Here is a 22,689-nt window from a genome sequence, read left to right as displayed (position 1 = left end):
ATGCCACGGGTCAGCGATGACCGTCTTGCCGCGCGTCGTCGAGAGATCCTCGACGGCGCGCGGCATTGTTTCTCCGAGCACGGCTACGACGGAGCGACGGTCAAACGCTTGGAAGAGGCGACGGGACTGTCTCGGGGCGCGATCTTTCACCACTTCGGGGACAAGGAAGGCTTGTTCCTGGCGTTGGCACGAGAGGACGCGGACCGGATGGCCGACGTCGCCGCAGAAGAAGGTCTGGTCCAGGTGATGCGGGACATCCTCGCACGTCCCAAGGACTTCGACTGGCTCAGCACGCGGCTGGAGATCGTGCGGAAGATCCGTTCCGATCCCGGCTTCCGTGAGGCCTGGGAGGCGCAGGGCGCCGACCGCGAGGCCGCGACCCTCGCTCGTCTGGAACGCAAACGGCGAGCGGGAAGCCTGCGCAAGGACGTCCCGCCGGAGGTCCTCGTGACCTATCTGGACGTGATCCTGGACGGGATCGTCACCCGCCTGGCGTCGGGGCAGTCGACCGACGATCTGCACGCCGTCCTCGACCTCGTCGAGGCGTCGGTGCGGGTTCCGGCCGGTGAGCAGTACAACTGACGCAGCATGACGAAGCCCGGACTCCGCGCCGCCGCGGGGCTCGGGCTTCGTTATGCGTATAACGGCATATTCATGCCCTGGTGCACCCCGGGGTCCTCCCATCGTCTACCCTTTTTGTCGCATAGACGAGAACCCTGCCAAAGGAGACGTTCATCGTATGGGTGACCACCGCAGTACCGCTATGTCCACCACCGGCCTTCGGGTCGGTATCTCCGTGGCACTCGTCGCACTGCTCGCGGGCGGCGCCTTCGTCGTCTGGCAGAACAACCGCGATACCTGCGGCGACGTCCGGCAGGTGTCGGTGATCGCCGACAGCGGCGTCAAGGACTACGTGGAGCGGCTCGCCGAGCGCGCCGAGGCAGGCTCGTGTCTGGACTTCACGGTGGAGGCGGTCGCGCCGAGCCACACCAACGAACGGCTCTCCCAGCGTAAGCCGGCACAGATCTGGGTCGCCGAGTCACAGGCCCGCATCAGACAGGTCCGGACCGCCCTGGGCCGTTCCTGGTCGGACATCGGGCCCTCCCTGGGAGTGTCGCCGGTCGTGTTGGCGGGTCGTGACCTGCCGTCCGACCCGACGTGGACCGACATCTTGAGCGATCCGAAGGTGCACGTGGATCCGCCCGCGCAGAGCGACGTCAGCAACGCCGCCGTGGTGGGTGCCCTGGCCGAGGTCTCGTCCGGTTCCCTCACGCACCAGTCGCTCATCGAAGACCTCACCAAGCGGGGTCTGATGATGAACAACAACGACGGAACCTCCGACCTGGCGAAGATCGCCGACGGAGCGAAGCCTGCGGTCACCCTCACCACCGAGAGCGCGTTCGTGAAGTTCACGCGCACCAAGCCGAGCTCCGGAGTCGAGGCGATAGTTCCCCGAGCGGGCACCGTCAACCTCGACTACCGGATCGCCGACGTGTCCCAGTCGTCGGACCAGGGTCTCGCCGCCGAAGCCATCCGTGCGATCGTCGACGTCCTCCAGACCGATGACGGTCGTGCGATCCGCGACGAGGCCGGCATCCGACCTCCCGACGGCTCTCCCCTGGCCGGCGACGCGGGCGTCGGCGAGTTCACCGTCCTGCGCCAGCCGAACCGCGAACTCGTCGACAACATCCTCCGCAAGTGGGGCGCGCTGACCAAGCCGATCCGGTCGCTGGTCGTGCAGGACGTCTCGGGGTCGATGACGAAGGAGACCGACGGCCGCAGCCGGGCCGAGTTGCTCCGCGAGGCCTCCCTGTTCGGACTCAAGCAGTTCCCGAAGAACACCGCCCTCGGCTACTGGGCGTTCAGCATCAACCGAGGCGGCGACAACAAGGACTACCGCGAGATCCTCCCGATCCGTCCGCTGTCGGAGAAGGTGGACGGCGTCACGCAGCGGGTCCTGCTCGGCAAGGCGGTCGATGAGACACTGTCCGATCTGGCCGGGGGCACCGGTCTCTACGACACGACACTGGCCGCGTTCCGCAGCGTCTACGATTCCTACGACCCCGCGTACTCGAACAGCGTCATCATCATGACCGACGGCCGCAACGAGGACCCGGACAGCATCACGCTGCAGAACCTGGTGTCCGAACTCAACATCATGAAGAATCCCGCGCGCCGGATCCCGATCATCGCCGTCGGCATCTCGGAGGACGCCGACGAGGCGGCCCTCAAGAAGATCGCTGAGGCCACCGGCGGTCAGGCGTTCATCGCCCGCGACCCGAAGGACATCGGTGCGATCCTGCTGCAGGCGGTCTCGTTCCGTGCCGAGGGCGCGTGACGATCAGAGCTTGCTGAGGAACACCGACTGCGCGGAGATCTGCTGCTGAGCGTCCTTCAGCGATCGGCTGAGGGTGAAGCCGACGTAGCGGTCGACGACCACGGTGCAGCCGAACTGGCGGTCGTCGTTGTTCCAGCAGTGCGCCCCGCCGAGGTCCCGGGGACTCGCGGCGGCCTTGGTGGCCGTGTACGTGACCGCGTACTCCTTGCGCAGGAAGTCGGCGAACGTCTTCGCCTGGTCGGCACTGCCGGTGCGATAGGCCTTGGTGCCGTTCAGGGCCACCTCGGTGACGCCGGTCTTCTTCATCGCCTCGTACGCCGCGGGCTGATCGTCGAAGGTCAGGGCCGCGCCGCGGGCGGAGAAGACGACCTTCTCCATCGGGTCGCCGCCGCCCTCGCCGACGAGGGTGCCGCGGATCAGGCCGGTGGGATCGGGGTTGCGGTCGTCGGAGATGGTGGGTGCCGGGTCCAGGAGCGCCTTCTGCTTCGTCAGCGCGGTCTTCACGATGTTCTCCGCCCGCGGGAGGTCCTTGGCCTGGCCCCAGGTGTACATCAGCATGGAGCCGACCGGGGTGAAGCCCTCCACGGTCTCGTTCTGGACCTTCCCCTGGTACACGCCGGTGGACTCCACGGCGCGCGTGCCGTCGGGCGCTCCGGGGACGGGCTTGGAGCGGATGTTCGTGGTGTACTCGTCGGGCTTCTTCTTCAGTTTCGTCTTCGAGATGTCGTAGGCGGCCCGCGCAGCGGACGCGGGGCTGTCGAAGACGAGGACCGCGTGGCTGATGCCGAGATCGCCCGCGCCCTCCTCGCCCGCGGTGACGACGAATCCGTATTGGAACTGCTTGAGGACGGGGAGGTCGGAGACCTCTCCGCCGCCGAAGACGCCGCCCGCGTTCTGTGCCGAGGACAGCGGTTGCAACGGGAACTTCGAGGAGACGAGACCGCTGTCGACCTCCCGAGGGAAGATGATGTGGTCAGCCAACCGGACGCCCCGCAACTGCGCCCAGGCACCGTCGGTCGACGCCGACTTGAGCGCCATGCTCTGCTGCGCCAGATACTTGCCCGTGTCGAGTTGAATCGGTCCCCGCGTCGCCGTCCCGTCCACCGCGCATCCCGCCACCGCGGTCGCGCTCATCATCAGTGCCGCCGCGACTGTCGCCCCTTTTCGCATGGGGTCATCGTATGTGGAGCACCTGACCCGGACCGAAACGCCCGGTGTGTCAGTCCTCTTCCCGACTGACGGCCGTTTTCGGCCCACCGTCGTTTCAACGCCGAATAAGCGCTCGGTCGGTTACCGTCGCAGAGAGACGTCCGACATATTTCAGGAGCGTGCCCGTGTACCCAGGAACCTTCGCAGCGACGACCCCCGACAAGCCCGCCATCATCAGGCCGACGACCGGCGAGCAGGTGACGTACGCGGAGTTGATGGACCGGTCGACGCGCATCGCGAATCACCTGCGCCGCCTCGGCATCGGCGAGGGCGACACCGTGGCGATCGTCTCCGACAACGACCTGCGGATCTTCGACGTCTACTGGGCGGCCGTCCGCAGCGGCATGTACGTGACCGCCGTCAATCACCACCTCACGCCCGGCGAGGTCAACTACATCCTCGACGACTGCGGCGCCAAGGCGGTGTTCGCGTCGGCGTCGGTCGCCGACGCCGTCTCCCGGGCTCATGAGATCCCGGCGCTGGCCGAGGCCGAGCGGCGGTTCGCCTGGGGTGGCGCGGTGGAGGGCTTCACGGACTTCGAGACGGTCCGCGACGCCGCCTCACCCGCGCCTCTTGCGAGCCAGCCGCGCGGCGCGGACATGCTGTACTCCTCGGGGACCACCGGGCGACCGAAGGGCATCAAGCCGGACCTGCCGGGCGTTCAGGTCGACGAGGAGAAGGACTTGATGTCACGGGTCTTCGGCGTGGTGTACGGATTCGGCCCGGACACCGTGTACCTCTCCCCCGCACCGCTGTACCACGCAGCGCCGCTGCGCTACTGCGCGATGACGAACGCCCTCGGTGGCACCGTGGTGATCATGGACCACTTCGACGCCGAAGGCGCGTTGAAGCTGATCGACGAATACTCCGTCACGCACAGCCAGTGGGTGCCGACCATGTTCGTCCGGATGCTGAAACTGCCCGAGGAGATCCGCACCGCCTACGACGTCTCCAGCTTGAAGGTGGCGATCCACGCGGCCGCCCCGTGCCCGGCCGAGGTGAAGCGCCGGATGATCGAGTGGTGGGGGCCGGTGATCAGCGAGTACTACGCCGCCACCGAGGGCGTCGGCATCACGGTCATCAGTTCTCCGGAGGCGCTCGCGCATCCGGGATCGGTGGGTCGCGCGGTCTTGGGCATCGTGCACGTCTGCGACGACCAGGGCACCGACCTACCGGTCGGCGAGGTCGGCACCATCTACTTCGAACGCGACGAGCAGACCTTCGTCTACCACAACGATCCGGACAAGACGAAGGCCGCGCAGCACCCCGACCACCCGTGGTGGACCACCACCGGCGACCTCGGTTATCTCGACGACGAGGGCTACCTGTACCTGACCGATCGCAAGGCGTTCACCATCATCTCCGGCGGCGTCAACATCTACCCGCAGGAGGCGGAGAACATCATCATCAACCACCCCGCCGTGTACGACGTCGGCGTCATCGGACTGCCCGACGACGACCTCGGCGAGAAGCCGGTCGGCTTCGTGCAGCTCGTCGACGGGGTGGAGCCGAGCGAGACGCTGGCCCAGGAGTTGATCGAGTTCACCCGATCGGACCTGGCGGCGTTCAAGGCGCCGAAGGAGATCCGGTTCGTCGACGAACTGCCGCGCACACCGACCGGCAAACTCGTCAAGCGGACCCTGCGCGATCAGGTGCTGGCGCAGGGCTGACCGCGTCACGTCGATCATTCGGGTGAATGACGGGGCGCGAAGTCGGCTAACCGGACGCTGGTGCGGAGCGATCTAACTCATGTCGGGGCCATTCCTTGAAGGAGCCCACCATGATCAAACACGTTCACCGAATCCTCGTCCTCGTCGCCACGCTGCTGCTCGCGCTTGCGGCGGCGGTCGCCGTGAGCGCAGCGCCGTCCTCCGCGGAGACGCCGACCGCCACGGAGGCTCCCGCCGCGACCACCCCGGCGGACACGACGACGACCACGGCGCCACCGGACACCGGGACGCCGGAGACCACCCAGCCGACGATGCCCGTCGAGACGACCACGACTGCACCGACGACGACGCAGCCGGAGACCACTCAGCCGACGACCACTGAGCCGACGACCACCACCCCGCCTACGACGACGCCGAAGCAGGACACGGGCACCGTCACGGTGATCGCGATGGACCTCAAGACCAGGACCGAGGTCGCCGGCGTCGAGGCGGAGTTGAGTATTGACGGAGTCCATGACCGGATGGTCACGACACCGTCGACGAGCACCGTACGGGCCGGGTGGGTGTACGTGGCACTCATGGACCAGCCGCCGGCAGGCTACGACTGGATGAAGGCCGTCCCGCAGTCCTTCCAGTTGGCACCCGGCCAGCACGTCACCGTCACGATCGAACTCGGTCGTCCGGAGCTCCGCGGCTCCGTCACGATCACCAAGCGCGACCGCATCACTGGGGCCCTCCTCGCCGGCGCGCAGTACTGGATCGCCTCGTGTCGAGACGGCAGCGTGGGCGCCGGCCTCACCACCGGTGCCAACGGCGTCGGAACGCAGTGGCTGCACCAGGGCTGCTACCGCGTCCAGGAGACGGTGGCGCCCGCGGGCTACGAGTTGGATCCGACGGTGTACACCGTGACGGTCGAACCGACCCACAACGAGTACCTGACCCTGTTCGACACGCCGAAGGCTCCCGTGGTCGTCGTTCGTGACCCGGGCACTCGTGTCCCGCTGAGGTCGATCCCCACCGGTAGGACGTCGTGATGCGACGCCTCATTCGCATCCTGTGTACGCTCGCAGCGGTCGCGGCCCTCGTCGCGACCGCCGCGTGCGGAACCGAGGAGGCAACGCCGTCCACGTCCTCGACGCAGGCGCAAGAGAATCTCCGGCCGCCGGTCAGCGCGGTCTCGCACGATCCGTCGACGCCGAAGTCGGTGGTGATCGACGGCGCGTCGGCACCGACGGTGTCCGTGGCGACCGATGCCGCGGGCACCCTGTTGCCTCCGACCGACATCGCGAAGCTCGGCTGGTGGGTCGACTCGGCCCTCCCGGGATCGGGTGCCGGGACCATCGTCGTCGCCGGTCACGTCGACGACCTGAAGCAGGGCACCGGCTACGCCGCGCGGTTCGCGAAACTGACGGCAGGCGACACGGTCACGGTCGACACCGCCGACGGCGCGAAGCACACCTATCGCGTCACGCGCGTCGTCGATGCGCAGAAGGAGGGGAAGGGTGCCGACGCCGTTCCGTTCGACGAGCTGAACCGGCTCGACGGGCCGGAGACCCTCGCCCTGGTCACCTGCGGAGGTCCGTTCATCGGGCCGCCGCTGGGCTACCGCGACAACATCGTCGTCTTCGCGACACCCGCGTAGCCGACCATCGCGGTCCGCGGATCACGCCAGTTCGATGATCTCCTGATACTCGTCGGACCAGTGGTCCTCGGTGCCGTCGGGCAGCAGGATCACGCGCTCGGGATCGAGAGCTGCGGCAGCGCCGGGGTCGTGCGTCACCAGGACCACGGCCCCGGTGTAGCTGCGCAGAGCGCCGAGGACCTGTTCGCGGGAGATCGGGTCGAGGTTGTTGGTCGGCTCGTCGAGCAGCAGCACGTTGGCGGCCGACGACACCAGCCCGGCCAGGGCGAGACGGGTCTTCTCGCCGCCGGACAGTGTTCCGGCCGGCTGTTCCAGCTGCGGACCGGTGAACATGAACGCTCCGAGCAGTCCGCGCAGGTCCTGTTCGCCGGCGTCGGGCGCCAGGTGACGGATGTTCTCCCAGACCGTCGCCTCGTCGTCCAGGGTGTCGTGCTCCTGCGCGAAGTAGCCGAGCTTCAACCCGTAGCCGGGGATCACCTCGCCGAGATCGGGTTCCTCGGTACCCGCGAGCAGGCGCAGCAGTGTGGTCTTGCCCGCACCGTTCAGTCCGAGCACCACCACTCGCGATCCCTTGTCGATCGCCAAGTCGACGCCCGTGAAGATCTCCAGCGACCCGTAGACCTTGGTGAGCTCCTTCGCCGTCAACGGCGTCCGACCGCACGCCGCGGGCTCCGGGAAGCGGATGTGCGCGGTCTTGTCGTCCACGCGCACCTCGTCGAGCTCCTCCATCATGCGCTCGGCGCGACGGATCATCTGGTGGGCGGCAGCGGCCTTCGTCGCCTTGGCGCCCAGCTTCGCGGCCTGGGTGCGCAGAGCCGACGCCTTCTTCTCGGCGTTGGCACGCTCGCGCTTGCGGCGCTGCTCATCGGTGGCGCGCGCGTCCAGGTAGCGCGTCCATCCCATGTTGTAGACGTCGGCCTCACCGCGGACGGCGTCCAGGAACCAGACGCGGTTCACGACGTCGGCCAGCAGGTCCACGTCGTGGCTGATCACAATCAGTCCGCCCTCGTGGTTCTGTAGGAACTCGCGGAGCCAATGGATCGAGTCGGCGTCGAGGTGGTTGGTCGGCTCGTCGAGCAGGAGGGTCATATCGGACTTGCCGGAGCCGTCCGAGGCGCCGAACAGGATGCGCGCCAACTCGATACGACGACGCTGACCGCCCGACAGGGTGTGCAGCGGCTGAGCGAGGACCCGGTCGGGCAGGCCGAGACTGTTGCAGATGCGTGCCGCATCGGACTCGGCGACGTACCCGCCGAGCGCCGCGAACCGCTCCTCCAGTCGGGAGTACTTCGCGATGGCCTTGTCCCGGTGCTTGTCGTCGAACGCCGCCTCCATGTAACCCTGCTGGCGGGCCATCGCGGCGAGGATCTCGTCGAGCCCGCGCGCGGACAGCACCCGGTTCTTGGCGAGGACGTCGAGGTCGCCCTCCTTCGGATCCTGCGGCAGGTAGCCGATGGGTCCGGACGAGCGGATGTGGCCGGCGTACGGCTGGGTCTCCCCCGCCAGAATGCGCAGCGTGGTGGTCTTGCCGGCACCGTTGCGCCCGACGAGTCCGATCCGGTCTCCGGGCGCCACGCGCAGCGCATCTCCGGGCGCTGCAAGAAGAGTCCTCGCGCCCGCTCGTACTTCCAGGTCGGTCGCGGTGATCACGGCGGTCAACTCTACCGATCCGAGTGCGGCGAACCCGAATCGAACGCCCGCGAGACGACACGCATCACAGCCGAAGCGGCCCCGGACTACGGTTGAGCCATGACTGATGCTCCCTCCCCTGACCTCACCGGCCGCTCCGCACTCGTCACCGGCGGCAGCCGCGGAATCGGCTACGCCATCGCCCTGGAACTGGCGCGCCGCGGCTCGGCGGTGGTGATCACCGGCCGCAAACTCGAACCGTTGGAGCAGGCCGCCGCCAATCTGCGCGCCGCGGTGCCGGGGGCCGTCGTCGCCGCGGTCGCGGGCAACACCGGGCACGAGGAGCACCGCGCGGAGGCGATCGCCGCGGCCGTCGCGCACGGCGGCATCGACATCCTCGTCAACAACACCGGCATCAACCCGACGGCCGGACCGCTGATGGACGCCGACCTCGGGGCGGTCCGCAAGACGTTCGACACCAACGTCGTCGCCGCCCTCGGATACGTCCAGGAGGCCTACCGGGCGGGGATGAAGGAGTCGGGCGGAGCGGTGGTCAACATCGCGTCCATCGCAGGCCTGCGTTCCACCGGTCTGATCGCCGCGTACGGCGCGTCGAAGGCCGCGCTGATCCACCTCACCCAGGAGCTCGCGTGGCAGCTGGGTCCGTCGATCCGTGTCAACGCCGTCGCCCCCGGCATCGTGAAGACCAAGTTCGCGGAACTCCTCGTCGCCGCCGGTGAAGATGCGGCGGCCGCGCCGTATCCGATGAAGCGGCTCGGCACGCCCGAGGACATCGCGAACGCGGTCGCCTTCCTGGTCAGCGATGCCGCCGCCTGGATCACCGGCGAGACGCTCCGCGTGGACGGCGGCCTGCTCGCGACCGGCGGCATGTGAGGTCGAGTGCCACCGCGTGAGCCCGTCGATCTGATCGTCGTCGGTGCGGGACCCGCCGGACGAGCCCTCGCACACCGCGCAGAACGCACGGGACTGCGTGTCACGCTCGTCGATCCCGCTCCTGATCGACCGTGGTCGGCGACCTACGGACTGTACGCCGACGACGCGCCCGACTGGCTGGATCCGGAGGTCGTGTCGACCCGCAGCGAGTCCTTCGCCGTCTACACGCCGCATCGCCGGGTGATCGAGCGCGGCTACCTGGTGCTCGACGCCGAAGCGCTCCGACAGTCGATGCCGGTCTCCGACGTCGTGGCGCGCGCGGCGACCGGCCTGGGCCGACGGTCCGTGACGCTCGACGACGGCACGGTCCTGACCGCCCGCGAGGTGGTCGACGCACGCGGCACCGGCGAACCCGCGGACGCACCCGTCCCGCGCCAGACCGCCTTCGGGGTCTTCGACGCATCGGCGGCGACCGAGCCGGAGCAGACCGAGACCGTCCTGATGGACTGGCGCGCCGCCGGGATCTCCGCCCTGCGGCCGGCGTCGTTCAACTATCGGATCCCCACCGGCCGCGGGTGGTTGACGCAGGAGACCTGTCTCGCCGGCGCGCCGCCGATCCCGGTCGCCGAACTGCGACGGCGACTGCGGCTGCGCACCGGAGAGGCGTCCGGCGACGCGCCCGTGGAGGTCGTCGACTTCCCGCTGTACGGCGCGCCACGGCCGTGGCGCGCCGACGGTCCGCTCGCGTTCGGTGCGGCCGGCGGTCTGATGAACCCGGCGACCGGCTACAGCGTCGCGCAGTCGCTGGGGGCCGTCGACGGGCTGGTCGACGCCCTGCGCGAGGGCCGTGATCTCCGCGCGCACCTCTGGCCGAGATGCGCACGGGCGGTGCATCTGCTGCGGATGCTCGGACTCGCGGTGCTGCTGAGCTTGGACGCCGCACAGCTCGTCGAGTTCTTCGACGCCTTCTTCCGTCTGTCAGCGGACCGTCAGCGCGCGTACCTGTCCTCCCGGTCGGACCTCGGGGGTCTCCTCGTGACGATGGCGGCGGTCTTCGTACGGTGTCCGCCCCGACTGATGGCGACGGTGGCTGCCGCGAGCCTGCGAACGGTGCCCCGGCTCGTGCGGTCCGGCGAGATCAGAGCTGTTTGAGGAGAAGGTACTCGGCGGAGACCTTCTGCTGAGCGTCCTTGAGGTCGTCGCCGTCGGCTTCGACGACGTAACGTCCCACCGCCAGGTAGCACTCGGCGCTGTCGGCGCCGAATGTCGACTTGGTGGTGTAGCACTTCGCGGACGACAGGTCCTGGGGACTCGCGGCCTTGCGCGCGGTCGGATCCGTGGACCGATCGGTGATCTCGGCGAGGTAGTCCTTCGCCTGCCCCTCGCTCCCGGTCTTGATGACGGTGGCGCCACCCATCACCACCGCCGAGACACCGGCCTTCTGCTGGTCCGCGAATCCCTTGGCAGGACTGTTGAACATCAGTGCCGCGGTGTGCGGACCGAGAACGGCGCCGGACATCCCGGACTTCGTCTTGGTCGGCAGAACGGCACGCATCAGTCCGTCCGGATCGATGCGCTTGTCGTCGCTGATGGGGGCCATCGTGTCGAGCAGCGCCTTCTGTTTCTCGTAGGAGACGCGCACCGTCGTGGCCGTCCACGCCGCGTCCTTCGCATCGGCCCACGTGTAGATCACCTTGTCGCCGACCGGGGTGAAGCCCGCCGTCACCGTTCCGCCGACGGTCTTTCCGGTGACGGCCCGCATCTCCGCGGGAGCGCCCGGCACCTGGGTGGGGGTTCGCGGATTCGTGTCCCCGGACTTCAACAGCGAGTCCCTCAGACCGTCGGCGGCAGCGGCAGCCGCGGCCGAGTCGGTGAAGACGAACACCGCGTGGTTGTATCCCTTGTCGTTACCGTCGTCCTTCGCGCCGGCTCCGACCGAGAAGCCATAGCGCAGGGTCTTCATGAACGGCTCGTCGTCGACGTCCGTGAAGATCCCGGCGAGACCCGACTTGTTCGTCACCGGGTACGTCGGCATCGCGCCGCGGTTCAGCACCGGGTCCACCTCGTCGTGGAAGACGATCGACTCGCCCAACCGCAGCCCCCGCAGGCGATTCAGTTCGTTCTCGCTGGTGGCGTCGCCGGCCGGTGCGCCGAGCGTGGTCTGATAGCTGCCCGTGTCGAGCTTCACCGGGCCGCGGGTGGGCGTGCCGTCGACGGAGCACGCACTCAGCAGCGCGATCGAGAGTCCTGCCGTGACGGTCAGTGCGACGCGTTTGAAAGCCATGGGGAGAGTCTAAGTGCACCGTTCGAACGACGACGACCGCCATCCGCTGGGCGAATGACGGTCGTGTGCGTCGGGGCTCACGCCTGGCCGCTCTCCTTGAGCGCCTTCTCGACGTCGAGTTCCTTCAGCTGGTCGATCAGGTTGTCGAGGGCCTGCGGCGGCAGCGCACCGGCCTCGTTGAACACCAGGCGCCCCTGCTTGAACGCCATGATGGTCGGGATGGAGCGGATGCTCGCCGCCGCGGCCAGCTCCTGCTCCGCCTCGGTGTCGACCTTCGCGAACACGATGTCCTCGTGCTTCTCCGACGCCGACTTGAAGGTGGGCGCGAACTGCTTGCACGGGCCGCACCAACTGGCCCAGAAGTCGACGAGGACGATTTCGTTGTCGACGATGGTCTGCTCGAAGTCAGTACCGTTCAGATCAATGGTTGCCATGTCTGTATCTAACCCGACCGGGCGCGGTGATATTCCAGACGCGCCGCGAAAGTGCCGATCGATTCACCCGGCTGCGGCGGCACCCGCGCGACGTCCGAAGAAGGTTCCGTCGCCGAGCGAGGTCCCGCTGATGTATCCCCACGTGTGCAGGCCCGACGTCGCACGACCGGCGGCGTAGAGGCCGTCGATCGCGGAGCCGTCCAGATCGAGCACCCGACCGTCGACGTCGGTCCGAAGACCGCCGGTGGTGAAGACCTCGGCGCCGCCGAGGCGGCTCTCGCCGTACTCGGGCGGGGCGATGCCCCGTCGCACGTCGATCGCGGCGAACGGGCTGGTGAGCGGTCGCAGCCACCGTGCCTCCTTGTGGAAGTACGGGTCGCGGCCGTCCTCGGCGTGGCGGTTGTACTCGGTCACGGTCGTCTGGAGCGCGCCGTCGGGCATGCCGATCTCCTGCTCCAGTTCGGCGAGGGTCTCGGCGACGAAGTGCGGCTGGACGCCCCACCGCTCGGCTTCGGGAACCTCCTCGTACGCCTGCTCGTCCAGGATCACCCAGACGTGCAGGCCGTGCTTGAAGAGCGCCGCCTGCCCGATCAACCCCGGGTACACGTCCTCGTTGATGAACCGGCGACCGTTGGCGTCGACGACCATGCCGCGAATCGCCATCCCCGGAATCAGTGAGATGCCGACCTGCCCGGCCGACATGTGCCGGACCGCAGCGCCGGCGGCCTGGGCCAGTGCGATGCCGCGTCCGTCGTCTCCGCCGTCGCTGTTGATGCCGTAACCCACCAGCTGCGGTGCGTGCTGCGCCACCATCTCGGCGTTGTCACCGAATCCGCCGGTGGTGAGCACCACGCCCCGCGTGGCCCGGTGGTAGACGGTGTCGTTGAAATGCCGGGCGGCGACACCGACCACGCGATCCCCGTCCACGATCAGGCGTCCGACGCCGGTGTCGGTGTGGACGTCCACGCCGCTCTCCGCGACCCGCGCCCCGAGCACCTCCATCAGGACCTTGCCGCCGAAGCCCTCCGCCGTCACGCGATGGCCGCGCGGTGCGGGCTTCGCGAGGTCGGCGAACGGGTGCGCCCGCTCGCCCATCCACATCAGACCGTCGTCAGTGGGCGGCACCCAGGTCGGCGAGTCCCACAGCGACGGTTTGAACGGCACACCCTGCGCGACGAGCCAGTCGAAGTGAGCAACGCTGTCGCGGCAGTAGAGCCCGACCTTCTCCTGGTCGGTGTCCGGGCCGAGCGCCGCCGACAGGAACTTCTGCATCTCCTCCGCGGAGTCGTCGAACCCGCAGGCTTGCTGAACCGAGGTCCCGCCGCCCAGGTACATCTCGCCGCCGGACAGCGCCGACGAACCGCCGCCTCCGCTGTACTTCTCCAGAAGCACGACGTCGGCGCCTGCCGCGTCGGCCTCCAGTGCGGCGCACGCGCCGGCGCAGCCGAAGCCGACGACCACCACGTCGGCCTCGTGGTGGAATTCGGGGACCTGGTCGAGGGCGAGCGGACGTACCGACGATGAGAACATAGAGCTTCCTTCGGGTCGTGATTGCGTGGACACGCCCCAGTCTGTGCCCGGGGCGCCGGTCGTCGCCCGCCCTTCTGATCGATTTGTTGAGATCAACGGAATGTCCCACTGACCGGGCTCTTACACTTCGGAAATCAGCGCCCTGACCTCGTCGGCGATGAGGTCCGCGTTGAGCGCGACACCGACTTTCACCCCCGCGCCGGCGGCCGTGCCGACCATCGCCGAGAGGTCGCACACGTTGCCCGCGGCCCACACGCCGTCGACGGACGTCCGGCCCATCGGATCCACCTCGACGACGCTGCCGAGCGGGTGCTCCGACACCGTTCCACCCAGCATCGTGAACACCTCCGCGCGAGCGTGCATCCGCGAGCCCACGACCACCGCGTCCACCTCGTATGCCGTCGGCCCGACCAGCACCGCCCGTACCCGTGTGCCGTCGACGCGGACCTCGCCGACCGCACCGTCGACCACCGAGACGTCCATCGCCGCCAGTCGCCGACGGGCCGCTCCGTCGAGGACGGCCGCATGGTCGAAGACCGTGACCCGGTCGCTCAGCCGGTGGAACAGCAGTGCCTGATGCTCTGCCATCGGGCCGGTCGCGAGGACGCCGATGCGCTGGCCGCGCACCTCCCAGCCGTGGCAGTACGGGCAGTGCAGGACGGTGGCGCCCCAGGCGTCGGCGAGACCCGGAATATCGGGGAGGTGGTCGACGAGACCGGTGGTCAGAAGGATTCGTCGCGCCCTGATCATTCGTCCGGACGCGAGGACCAGCGCAAAACCCTCGTCGTCGCGACGCGCTTCCACGACGGTGTCGGCGACGATCTCCGCAGCGTAGCGCTCCGCTTCTTCTCGGCCCGCAGCGATCAGGTCCCGCGGTGCGACGCCTTCGCGGCCCAGGACGTTGTGCGCCGTCGAAGCGGGTAGATTCCGCTGTTCGCCTGCGTCGATCACGACGACCGACCTCAGTGATCTGCCGAGCGCGACGGCCGCTGAGAGTCCTGCCGCGCCGCCGCCGACGACCGCGACATCGATGTCGTTGATGGGTGAAGTCTGGTTTCCGCTCATGGATTGAACCGTACGACGCTGATTGCGGTTTACGCCTATTCTCTTGCCTATGACGCAAGAAGTGAGTGGACCTCCCGATCTGGACGGGCTCGTGCGGGAACGGATCCGAAGCCTGCGGCTAGCGCGCGGGTGGACACTCGACTCGCTGGCGCGCCGATGCGAGATGAGCGCATCGACGCTGTCCCGCATCGAGACCGGCGGCCGTCGCGTCGCCCTCGATCAGCTGGTGCCGATCGCGCGAGCCCTCGACATCTCCCTCGATCGGCTGGTCGAACCCGCTGCCGACGAGGACGTGGTGATCCGACCCGAAGCGCAGTCCGACGGCGACGCGATCACCTGGTTGCTCTCTCGCGACCGCGCCGACGCGGGTGTCATGGTCGCGAAGATGCGGCTGCAACCCCCGTCGGAGTGGCCGACGCCGCGCATTCACGCCGGACACGAGTGGTTCACGGTGCTGTCCGGCAGCATCCGCCTCACGCTGGGCGAACGCATCGTCTACGTCGAGGCCGGTGAGGCCGCGGAGTTCTCGACGATGACGCCCCACGCGTTCTGCGCTCACGGCGGCGTCACCGAGATCCTGACGATCTTCGACCGGGAAGGACAGCGCGCGCATCTCCCGCGGTGAGCCCCTAGCGTCGACCGACGCGGCGCGCGGCCTTCCGCAGAGTCAGGTCCTCGTCGGCGGCCGCGTACAGTTCCTCGGCTGCCGCCCGCCGAGTCGCGATGTCCGCCGAGAACGCGATCCCGACTGTTGCACCGCTGAGTCCGCGGAGTGTCGTCGCGACATCCGACAGCTCGTCGGCCGATCCCGTCAGGCAGACGGCGAACTCGTCGCCGCCCATCCTGGCGAGAACGGACCGTGCGGGCACCGCCTCCCCGATCGATTCGGCGAGGTCGGTGATGCGCCGATCGCCGGCGGGGTGCCCCAGGGTGTCGTTGGTGACCTTCAGGTCGTCCAGATCCACGACCGCGATCGCAGTGAGCGGGTGGACGCGCGCGAGCTTCGCGGTCTCGACGTCCCACCCGGCGCGATTCAGCACGCCGGTCAACGGGTCGGTGTGGGCGGCGGTCAACAGCGCGTCCGAAAGGTACCCGAAGATCCGAGCCCCGGCGATGATCGCGAGCGCGGCGACCACATAGCTGAAGACCAGGGCCGGGGCGGGCGCGATCACCCACGCCGCGGTACACCCGACGGCCAGACCGAGCACCAGGACGTCTGCCGCCCGACGCGACAGCGCCGCGCGCAGGACCATGGCGAGGAAGATGGCCGGGATCAAGCACAGGTATTCGGCCGACGTCTTCGTATGGAACGCCATCACCGCCATGATCGCGCCGCACGCCATGACCGCCGCAGGCACCAGTGCGCGCGGCCTGACACCGAGCCAGATCAGCCCGGCGACGCCGAAACCGGCGGCCATCAGGCCGCCGGTCGGCGATCCGTTGTCCTGGTCTGAGCCCACCGGGCTCAACGACAACACGACGGCCACGATGATCACCGCCGTGGTCACTACGAGATAACTGCGGATCATGCGGAGGCCCGCCCGATGGAGCGGGCCCGCACGACCGCGATCGTGCGCGACGATTAGACGGTGAAGCCCAGGGCGCGCAGCTGCTCGCGGCCGTCGTCGGTGATCTTGTCCGGGCCCCACGCGGGGATCCAGACCCAGTTGATCTCCATGTCGGTGCAGAGGCCGCTGTTGACCAGCATGCCGCGGGCCTGATCGGTGATCACGTCCTGCAGCGGGCAGGCCGGCGAGGTGAGCGTCATGTCGATCTTGACGGCCGCGTCGTCGTCGACTTCGAGGCCGTAGACCAGGCCCAGGTCGACGACGTTGATGCCGAGCTCGGGGTCGATGACGTCGCGCAGGGCCTCCTCGATGTCGTCGATGGACGGCAGCGACGTGTCGACCGGTGCGGGGTTTGCGGGGGTCTCGGTCATTGGAATGCTCCTCATGGAAACGGGATCGGGATCGGGGTCAAACTGAGGTGTGGACCGCGCCCTCGTCGGACGCGAGACTCTGCGCGAGAGCGTCTTTGAACGCCATCCAACCGAGCAGCGCGCACTTGACGCGGGCCGGGTACTTGCTGACGCCGGCGAACGCGACGCCGTCGCCGATGACGTCCTCGTCGCCCGCGTCCTGGCCGCGCGAGGTCATCATCTGGTTGAACGAGGTGAGGGTCGCCATGGCCTCGTCGATCGACAGTCCGACCACCTGGTCGAACAGCACCGAGGTGGAGGCCTGCGAGATGGAGCAGCCCTGCGCGTCGTACGAGATGTCGGACACCTTGCCGTCGGCGACCGCGACGCGCAGCGTCACCTCGTCGCCGCACGACGTGTTCACGTGGTGCACCTCCGCACCGTACGGATCGCGCAGACCGCGACCGTGCGGATGCTTGTAGTGGTCCAGGATCACCTCCTGGTACATCTGCTCCATCCTCATCGGAGGCCTCCCATCACCGCTCGCCGAAGAATCGCTGGGCGACGCCGATCGCGTCGGCCAGGGCGTCGATCTCGTCCAGCGTGTTGTAGACGGCGAGGGACGCGCGGGCGCTGGCCTGCACGCCGAACTGGCGGTGCAGCGGCCACGCGCAGTGGTGACCCACGCGGATCGCGACGCCCTCGTCGTCGAGGATCTGCCCGAGGTCGTGGGCGTGGATGCCCTCGACGTCGAACGCGATCGCACCGCCGCGCATCTGCGCGTCGCGCGGTCCGACGATCCGCAGGCCGTCGATCGCGCCGAGGCGATCCAGGGCGTGCACGACGAGGTCGTGCTCGTGTGCCGCGACGACGTCCATGCCGATCTTCTCGAGGTACTCCACCGCGGCACCGAGTCCGACGACCTGCGAGGTCATCGGCACGCCCGCCTCGAAACGCTGCGGGGGCAGTGCGTAGGTGGACGACTCCATCGTGACGGTCTCGATCATGGATCCGCCCGTCAAGAAGGGCGGCAGCTGGCTCAGGAGCGCTGCCCGGCCGTACAGAACGCCGACCCCCGAGGGGCCCAGCATCTTGTGGCCGGAGAAGGCGGCGAAGTCCACACCGAGCGACGCGAAGTCCACCGGCATGTGCGGCACCGACTGGCATGCGTCGAGTACGACGTAGGCGTCCACGGCACGCGCTCGACGCACCAGTTCCGGCACGTCGGCCACGGCACCGGTCACGTTGGACTGGTGCGTGAACGCGACCACCTTGACGGACTCGTCGAGCTCGAGGGAGTCGAGGTCGATCCGGCCGTCGTCGGTGATGCCGTACCAGCGCAGGGTGGCGCCGGTCCGACGGCACAGTTCCTGCCACGGCACCAGGTTGGCGTGGTGCTCCAATTCGGTGACGACGATGGTGTCGCCCTCACCGAGCGCCTTGCCGCCGAACAACGGGGCGCTGCGATCGTCACCGAGCGCGTACGCCACCAGGTTCAGCGACTCGGTCGCGTTCTTGGTGAAGACGATCTCGTCGACGGCCGCACCGACGAAGCCGGCGATCGCGGCGCGTGCGTGCTCGTACGCGTCGGTCGCCTCCTCCGCCAGCTGGTGCGCGCCGCGGTGAACGGCCGCATTGTGATTGAGCAGGAAGTCGCGTTCCGCGTCGAGCACCTGGAGCGGGCGCTGCGAGGTGGCACCCGAATCCAGGTAGACGAGCGGCTTGTCGTCGCGGACGGTGCGGGACAGGATCGGGAAATCCGCTCGCAGGGCCGTGACATCCAGAGCTGTCGCAGTGGTCATGTCAGTTCCCCTCTTCCTCACGCGTGGTCAGTTGGCGACTGCCGAGGTGAAGCGCTCGTAGCCGTTCTCTTCCAGTTCGTCCGCCAGCTCGGGGCCCGCCGACTCGACGACGCGGCCGTTCACGAAGACGTGGACGAAATCGGGCTTGATGTAACGCAGGATCCGCGTGTAGTGCGTGATCAGCAGGATGCCGCCGTTCTCGGCCTCCTTGTAGCGGTTGACGCCCTCGGAGACGATGCGCAGCGCGTCGACGTCGAGGCCCGAGTCGGTCTCGTCGAGGATCGCGACCTTCGGCTTCAGCAGGCTCAGCTGCAGGATCTCGTGGCGCTTCTTCTCGCCGCCCGAGAATCCCTCATTGACGCTGCGCTCGCCGAACGCCGGATCGATCTCCAGCTCGGCCATCGCGGTCCGGGTCTCCTTGACCCAGTGGCGCAGCTTCGGCGCCTCGCCGCGGACGGCGGTGACGGCGCTGCGGAGGAAGTTCGACATCGAGACGCCGGGGACCTCGACCGGGTACTGCATCGCCAGGAACAGTCCGGCGCGGGCACGCTCGTCGACGCTCATGGCGAGGACGTCCTCCCCGTCGAGGGTGATGGTGCCCGAGGTGACGGTGTACTTCGGGTGACCGGCGATCGCGTACGAGAGCGTCGACTTACCCGAGCCGTTGGGGCCCATGATGGCGTGGGTCTCGTTGGAGTTGATGGTCAGGTCCACGCCCTTGAGGATGTGGATCGGCTCCGCGTCGGGGTCGGTCTGGGTGACGTCGACGTGCAGGTCGCGGATTTCCAGGGTGGTCATCAGTGGTGATTCCTTAACAGGTGTGTGAGGTGGTGAGCTCAGGCGCCAGCGATGGCGAGTTCGGCCTCGATGGCCGCCTCGAGTCGGTCGCGAAGGTCCTGGACCGGGACCTTGGCGAGGACTTCACCGAAGAAGCCGCGCACCACGAGGCGGCGGGCCTGGTCTTCGGGGATGCCGCGGGACTGCAGGTAGAACAGGTGCTCGTCGTCGAAGCGGCCCGTGGCGCTGGCGTGGCCTGCGCGCACGATCTCACCGGTCTCGATCTCGAGGTTCGGCACCGAGTCGGCGCGGGCGTTGTCGGTGAGCACCAGGTTGCGGTTCAGCTCGTAGGTGTCGGTGTCGTCGGCCTCCGGGCGGATCAGCACGTCGCCGATCCACACGGTGTGGGCTTCCTTGCGCTTGTCGCCGGACTCGTCGCCCTGCAGCGCGCCCTTGTAGACCACGTGCGAGCGGCAATACGGCTGCGAGTGATCGATGAGGAGGCGCTGCTCGAGGTGCTGCCCGCCGTCGGCGAAGTACAGTCCCCACAGTTCGGCGTCGCCGCCGGGCGCGGTGTACTGCACGTGCGGCGACAGGCGGACGGTGTGACCGCCGAGGCTGACCGCGAAGTGCTTCAGCACGCTGTCGCGACCGAGCGAGATGTGATGGGTGGTGACGTGGGTGACGTCGTCCTCCCACTCGTGAGCGTTCATCACCGTGAGGTGGGCGCCGTCGCCGACGACGATCTCGACGTTCTCGCCGATCACGCCGCTGCCGCGCTGATCCACCACGACGACGGCCTTCGAGAAGGCCTCGGCGCGGATCTGCAGGTGCGAGTAGGCGACCTGGTCGACGCCGGGTCCGTCGATCGTCAGGAAGACCGGCTCGGCGACCTGCGCCTCCTTGCCGATCGTCACGACCGTGGCCGACTCGAACGAGGACCACGCCTGCGCGGAGACCCGGTCGAACGGGATGCCGCCCTGACCGAGACGTTCGTCGTCGCGACCGACGGTCTCGACGGTGACGCCGTCGGTGACACCGGTGGTCTCGACCACCGTGGCCCCCGTGGGCGTTGCGGTGCCGTTGTGGAGACCGTGCAGACGGCGGAACGGGGTGAAGCGCCACGCCTCTTCCCGCTGCGACGGGACCTCGAAGGCCTCGACGTCGTAGGAGGTGAAGAGCTCACCCTTGTTGACCACGACCGCGGGCGCGGCAGTGGATGCGGAGTCCGCCATCAGCCGACCGATCCTTCCATCTGCAGTTCAATGAGCCGGTTGAGCTCGAGGGCGTATTCCATCGGCAGTTCCCTGGCGATCGGCTCGACGAAGCCGCGGACCACCATGGCCATGGCCTCTTCCTCGGTCATTCCGCGGCTCATCAGGTAGAAGAGCTGATCGTCGTTGACCTTGGAGACCGTGGCCTCGTGTCCCATCGTCACGTCGTCCTCGCGGATGTCGACGTACGGGTAGGTATCGCTGCGGCTGATCTTGTCGACCAGCAGCGCGTCGCACTGAACGGTGGACCGGCTGCCGTGCGCACCCGGGTTCACCTTCACCAGGCCGCGGTACGACGACCGTCCGCCGCTGCGAGCGACCGACTTGCTGATGATGTTGCTCGAGGTGTTCGGCGCCAGGTGGACCATCTTGGAGCCGGTGTCCTGGTGCTGGCCCTCGCCGGCGAAGGCGACCGACAGGACCTCGCCCTTGGCGTGCTCGCCGGTGAGCCAGACGGCCGGGTACTTCATGGTGACCTTGGAGCCGATGTTGCCGTCGACCCACTCCATGGTGGCGCCCGCTTCGGCCTTGGCGCGCTTGGTCACCAGGTTGTAGACGTTGTTCGACCAGTTCTGGATGGTCGTGTATCGGCAGCGGCCGCCCTTCTTCACGATGATCTCGACGACCGCGGAGTGCAGCGAGTCGGACTTGTAGACCGGGGCCGTGCAGCCCTCGACGTAGTGGACGTAGGCGTCCTCGTCGACGATGATCAGCGTCCGCTCGAACTGGCCCATGTTCTCGGTGTTGATGCGGAAGTAGGCCTGCAGCGGGATCTCCACGTGGACGCCCGGCGGGACGTAGACGAACGAGCCGCCCGACCAGACCGAGGTGTTCAGCGCGGCGAACTTGTTGTCGCCCGCCGGGATCACGCTGCCGAAGTACTCCTCGAAGAGCTCCGGGTAGTCACGCAGGCCGGTGTCGGTGTCGACGAAGATGACACCCTTCTCCTCCAGGTCCTCGCGGATCTGGTGGTACACGACCTCCGACTCGTACTGCGCGGCGACGCCGGCCACCAGGCTCTGCTTCTCGGCCTCCGGGATGCCGAGGCGGTCGTAGGTGTTGCGGATGTCCTCCGGCAGCTCCTCCCACGAGGTGGCCTGCTTCTCGGTGGAGCGCACGAAGTACTTGATGTTGTCGAAGTCGATGCCCGACAGATCAGCACCCCAGCCAGGCATCGGCTGGCGATCGAAGATGCGCAGCGCCTTCAGCCGCGACTCGAGCATCCATTCGGGCTCGCTCTTCTTCGCAGAGATGTCGCGCACGACGGCCTCGGAGAGACCGCGTGTCGCGGCCGCTCCTGCCGCATCGCTGTCGGACCAGCCGTAGCCGTAGCGGTCGAAGGAAGCAATCGTCTCTTCCTGCGTCAGCGCAGTGGCGGCGGGATCGGTGACCGTCATCGGGGAACCTTTCCATCGGGGGTGTCAGAGGTCGCGGGCTGGCGGCCTCCGTCAGTCATGACGTGCACGGGCACGTGCGTCGTACACACGCAGTCACCGTTGGCGATGGTCGCCAACCGCTGAACGTGCGTACCGAGGAGCTCTGTGAATCTGGCCGTCTCGGCCTCGCAGAGCTCCGGGAATTCAGCCGCCACGTGGGCGACCGGGCAGTGATGTTGGCAGATCTGCAGGCCGGCACCGACTTCGCGAATGTTGGCTGCATATCCACCGGCGGTGAGAGCATCGGTGATCTGATTGACGGTAGCGATGACCGAACCGGACTCGGCGACCGGCACCACGTCTTCGGTGATGCCGTCGATCCGCTCCTGGGCGAACTCTTCGACGGCCTGCTGGCCGGCGACGTCGCGCAGCTTGCGGATGACCGCACCGGCGAGATCGTCGTAGGCGTGACGCAGCTTGCCACGCCCCTTGGGCGTCAACTGGAACCACTTGGCGGGTCGGCCACGCGTGGCCTTCCCACTCTTGGAGAACCCGGCGGGAGCGACTTCGATGTCTCCGTCGCTCTGCAGGTTGTCGAGGTGTCGGCGGACGCCTGCGGTGGAGATCCCGAGGTGATCGGCGATGTCGTTGGCCGTCATCGGCCCCTCGTCGACCAGCAATGACACGACTGCAGCGCGGGTCTGGCCGTCGGGGCCAGTCCCGTCTGCGGGCCGCTGTGACAGCAGCCTCTCGTCACCGCTCATGCTTTTCACAACAATATTGTTACCTAAATACTTCCACCGGGCTAGCAAGGGTCGCCTAAATCTCACAGAATTCTCCTCCGCCG

General features: G+C 68.1%; 22 protein-coding genes. 8 read left to right on the top strand and 14 right to left on the bottom strand.

Going from position 1 to position 22,689, the window contains the following annotated elements; all coding sequences use genetic code 11:
- Entirely contained in the window at positions 1-582 is a 582-nt protein-coding gene (locus ACH46_RS10230) for a TetR/AcrR family transcriptional regulator (protein ID WP_062392805.1), read from the top strand.
- 157 nt (positions 583-739) lie between these two features.
- Positions 740-2,338 (top strand): substrate-binding domain-containing protein, encoded by a 1,599-nt coding sequence (locus tag ACH46_RS10225; RefSeq protein WP_062392804.1) that lies wholly within the window; start codon positions 740-742, stop codon positions 2,336-2,338.
- 3 nt (positions 2,339-2,341) lie between these two features.
- On the opposite strand, the gene ACH46_RS10220 is transcribed toward ACH46_RS10225, so the two are convergent.
- Positions 2,342-3,508, bottom strand: a complete 1,167-nt coding sequence (locus ACH46_RS10220) for a DUF7373 family lipoprotein (RefSeq protein ID WP_062392803.1) — start codon at positions 3,506-3,508, stop codon at positions 2,342-2,344.
- 164 nt (positions 3,509-3,672) lie between these two features.
- On the opposite strand from ACH46_RS10220, the gene ACH46_RS10215 reads away from it, so the two are divergent.
- The 3 genes from ACH46_RS10215 (at position 3,673) to ACH46_RS10205 (ending at position 6,859) form a co-directional block, all read left to right on the top strand.
- Positions 3,673-5,217, top strand: a complete 1,545-nt coding sequence (locus ACH46_RS10215; RefSeq protein WP_062395237.1) for an acyl-CoA synthetase — start codon at positions 3,673-3,675, stop codon at positions 5,215-5,217.
- Positions 5,218-5,327: 110 nt separating this feature from the next.
- Positions 5,328-6,251 carry an MSCRAMM family protein gene (locus tag ACH46_RS10210; protein ID WP_062392802.1) on the top strand — a complete coding sequence of 308 codons (924 nt, stop codon included), beginning with the start codon at positions 5,328-5,330 and terminating at the stop codon, positions 6,249-6,251.
- On the top strand, positions 6,251-6,859 hold the full coding sequence (locus ACH46_RS10205) for a class F sortase (RefSeq protein WP_062392801.1): 609 nt from the start codon (positions 6,251-6,253) through the stop codon (positions 6,857-6,859). Before ACH46_RS10210 ends, ACH46_RS10205 begins: the two co-directional genes overlap by 1 nt.
- A 21-nt stretch (positions 6,860-6,880) precedes the next feature.
- Here the strand turns inward: ACH46_RS10205 and ACH46_RS10200 are convergent, their stop codons facing one another.
- Entirely contained in the window at positions 6,881-8,509 is a 1,629-nt protein-coding gene (locus ACH46_RS10200; protein WP_062395236.1) for an ABC-F family ATP-binding cassette domain-containing protein, read from the bottom strand.
- 99 nt (positions 8,510-8,608) lie between these two features.
- On the opposite strand from ACH46_RS10200, the gene ACH46_RS10195 reads away from it, so the two are divergent.
- Positions 8,609-9,382 carry an SDR family oxidoreductase gene (locus ACH46_RS10195; RefSeq protein WP_062392800.1) on the top strand — a complete coding sequence of 258 codons (774 nt, stop codon included), beginning with the start codon at positions 8,609-8,611 and terminating at the stop codon, positions 9,380-9,382.
- Positions 9,383-9,388: 6 nt separating this feature from the next.
- Entirely contained in the window at positions 9,389-10,534 is a 1,146-nt protein-coding gene (locus ACH46_RS10190) for a lycopene cyclase family protein (protein ID WP_062392799.1), read from the top strand.
- Here the strand turns inward: ACH46_RS10190 and ACH46_RS10185 are convergent.
- The 4 genes from ACH46_RS10185 to ACH46_RS10170 all read right to left on the bottom strand — a co-directional run bounded on the left by ACH46_RS10185 (position 10,521) and on the right by ACH46_RS10170 (position 14,695).
- Positions 10,521-11,666, bottom strand: coding sequence for a DUF7373 family lipoprotein (locus ACH46_RS10185; protein WP_062392798.1), 1,146 nt, complete (start codon positions 11,664-11,666; stop codon positions 10,521-10,523). The genes ACH46_RS10190 and ACH46_RS10185 overlap by 14 nt on opposite strands.
- Positions 11,667-11,743: 77 nt before the next feature.
- The gene (gene trxA / locus ACH46_RS10180) at positions 11,744-12,100 is read right to left on the bottom strand and encodes a thioredoxin (RefSeq protein ID WP_062392797.1); all 357 of its coding nucleotides are present in this window, start codon (positions 12,098-12,100) and stop codon (positions 11,744-11,746) included.
- Positions 12,101-12,163: 63 nt separating this feature from the next.
- On the bottom strand, positions 12,164-13,630 hold the full coding sequence (locus tag ACH46_RS10175; protein WP_062392796.1) for an FAD-dependent oxidoreductase: 1,467 nt from the start codon (positions 13,628-13,630) through the stop codon (positions 12,164-12,166).
- A 120-nt stretch (positions 13,631-13,750) separates the two neighbouring features.
- Positions 13,751-14,695: an NAD(P)/FAD-dependent oxidoreductase gene (locus ACH46_RS10170; protein ID WP_062392795.1), complete on the bottom strand. Its 945-nt coding sequence runs from the start codon at positions 14,693-14,695 to the stop codon at positions 13,751-13,753.
- Between the two features lie 49 nt (positions 14,696-14,744).
- Between ACH46_RS10170 and ACH46_RS10165 the strand changes: the two genes are divergently transcribed.
- Complete coding sequence (locus ACH46_RS10165) at positions 14,745-15,320, top strand: helix-turn-helix domain-containing protein (protein WP_062392794.1); 576 nt, start codon at positions 14,745-14,747, stop codon at positions 15,318-15,320.
- Between the two features lie 4 nt (positions 15,321-15,324).
- On the opposite strand, the gene ACH46_RS10160 is transcribed toward ACH46_RS10165, so the two are convergent.
- From ACH46_RS10160 to ACH46_RS10125, 8 genes are all read right to left on the bottom strand, one after another.
- Entirely contained in the window at positions 15,325-16,203 is an 879-nt protein-coding gene (locus tag ACH46_RS10160; protein ID WP_062392793.1) for a GGDEF domain-containing protein, read from the bottom strand.
- Between the two features lie 74 nt (positions 16,204-16,277).
- Positions 16,278-16,634 carry a metal-sulfur cluster assembly factor gene (locus ACH46_RS10155; protein ID WP_062392792.1) on the bottom strand — a complete coding sequence of 119 codons (357 nt, stop codon included), beginning with the start codon at positions 16,632-16,634 and terminating at the stop codon, positions 16,278-16,280.
- Between the two features lie 37 nt (positions 16,635-16,671).
- Complete coding sequence (gene sufU / locus ACH46_RS10150; protein ID WP_062392791.1) at positions 16,672-17,136, bottom strand: Fe-S cluster assembly sulfur transfer protein SufU; 465 nt, start codon at positions 17,134-17,136, stop codon at positions 16,672-16,674.
- Between the two features lie 13 nt (positions 17,137-17,149).
- Positions 17,150-18,415 (bottom strand): cysteine desulfurase, encoded by a 1,266-nt coding sequence (locus ACH46_RS10145; RefSeq protein WP_062392790.1) that lies wholly within the window; start codon positions 18,413-18,415, stop codon positions 17,150-17,152.
- Between the two features lie 27 nt (positions 18,416-18,442).
- A complete protein-coding gene (sufC, locus tag ACH46_RS10140; RefSeq protein ID WP_062392789.1) occupies positions 18,443-19,213 on the bottom strand; it encodes a Fe-S cluster assembly ATPase SufC in 771 nt (256 codons plus the stop codon).
- Positions 19,214-19,251: 38 nt separating this feature from the next.
- Positions 19,252-20,427: a Fe-S cluster assembly protein SufD gene (sufD, locus tag ACH46_RS10135; RefSeq protein WP_062392788.1), complete on the bottom strand. Its 1,176-nt coding sequence runs from the start codon at positions 20,425-20,427 to the stop codon at positions 19,252-19,254.
- On the bottom strand, positions 20,427-21,863 hold the full coding sequence (gene sufB, locus ACH46_RS10130; protein ID WP_062392787.1) for a Fe-S cluster assembly protein SufB: 1,437 nt from the start codon (positions 21,861-21,863) through the stop codon (positions 20,427-20,429). Before sufB ends, sufD begins: the two co-directional genes overlap by 1 nt.
- Positions 21,860-22,606 (bottom strand): helix-turn-helix transcriptional regulator, encoded by a 747-nt coding sequence (locus ACH46_RS10125; protein ID WP_062392786.1) that lies wholly within the window; start codon positions 22,604-22,606, stop codon positions 21,860-21,862. Before ACH46_RS10125 ends, sufB begins: the two co-directional genes overlap by 4 nt.
- Positions 22,607-22,689 lie beyond the last annotated feature (83 nt).

Source organism: Gordonia phthalatica, assembly GCF_001305675.1.
Classification (GTDB): Bacteria; Actinomycetota; Actinomycetes; order Mycobacteriales; family Mycobacteriaceae; genus Gordonia; species Gordonia phthalatica.
Note: the sequence above shows the minus strand (reverse complement) of the source record. Positions and strands in the feature narration are given on the sequence as shown.

Coding starts and splice junctions, on each gene's coding strand:
- ACH46_RS10230 (WP_062392805.1), top strand. CDS start 1: ATGCCACGGGTCAGCGATGACCGTCTTGCCGCGCGTCGTCGAGAGATC.
- trxA (WP_062392797.1), bottom strand. CDS start 12,100: ATGGCAACCATTGATCTGAACGGTACTGACTTCGAGCAGACCATCGTC.
- sufC (WP_062392789.1), bottom strand. CDS start 19,213: ATGACCACCCTGGAAATCCGCGACCTGCACGTCGACGTCACCCAGACC.
- ACH46_RS10185 (WP_062392798.1), bottom strand. CDS start 11,666: ATGGCTTTCAAACGCGTCGCACTGACCGTCACGGCAGGACTCTCGATC.
- ACH46_RS10170 (WP_062392795.1), bottom strand. CDS start 14,695: ATGAGCGGAAACCAGACTTCACCCATCAACGACATCGATGTCGCGGTC.
- ACH46_RS10145 (WP_062392790.1), bottom strand. CDS start 18,415: ATGACCACTGCGACAGCTCTGGATGTCACGGCCCTGCGAGCGGATTTC.
- ACH46_RS10175 (WP_062392796.1), bottom strand. CDS start 13,630: ATGTTCTCATCGTCGGTACGTCCGCTCGCCCTCGACCAGGTCCCCGAA.
- ACH46_RS10165 (WP_062392794.1), top strand. CDS start 14,745: ATGACGCAAGAAGTGAGTGGACCTCCCGATCTGGACGGGCTCGTGCGG.
- ACH46_RS10195 (WP_062392800.1), top strand. CDS start 8,609: ATGACTGATGCTCCCTCCCCTGACCTCACCGGCCGCTCCGCACTCGTC.
- sufD (WP_062392788.1), bottom strand. CDS start 20,427: ATGGCGGACTCCGCATCCACTGCCGCGCCCGCGGTCGTGGTCAACAAG.
- ACH46_RS10205 (WP_062392801.1), top strand. CDS start 6,251: ATGCGACGCCTCATTCGCATCCTGTGTACGCTCGCAGCGGTCGCGGCC.
- ACH46_RS10210 (WP_062392802.1), top strand. CDS start 5,328: ATGATCAAACACGTTCACCGAATCCTCGTCCTCGTCGCCACGCTGCTG.
- ACH46_RS10220 (WP_062392803.1), bottom strand. CDS start 3,508: ATGCGAAAAGGGGCGACAGTCGCGGCGGCACTGATGATGAGCGCGACC.
- ACH46_RS10225 (WP_062392804.1), top strand. CDS start 740: ATGGGTGACCACCGCAGTACCGCTATGTCCACCACCGGCCTTCGGGTC.
- sufB (WP_062392787.1), bottom strand. CDS start 21,863: ATGACGGTCACCGATCCCGCCGCCACTGCGCTGACGCAGGAAGAGACG.
- sufU (WP_062392791.1), bottom strand. CDS start 17,136: ATGAGGATGGAGCAGATGTACCAGGAGGTGATCCTGGACCACTACAAG.
- ACH46_RS10125 (WP_062392786.1), bottom strand. CDS start 22,606: ATGAGCGGTGACGAGAGGCTGCTGTCACAGCGGCCCGCAGACGGGACT.
- ACH46_RS10155 (WP_062392792.1), bottom strand. CDS start 16,634: ATGACCGAGACCCCCGCAAACCCCGCACCGGTCGACACGTCGCTGCCG.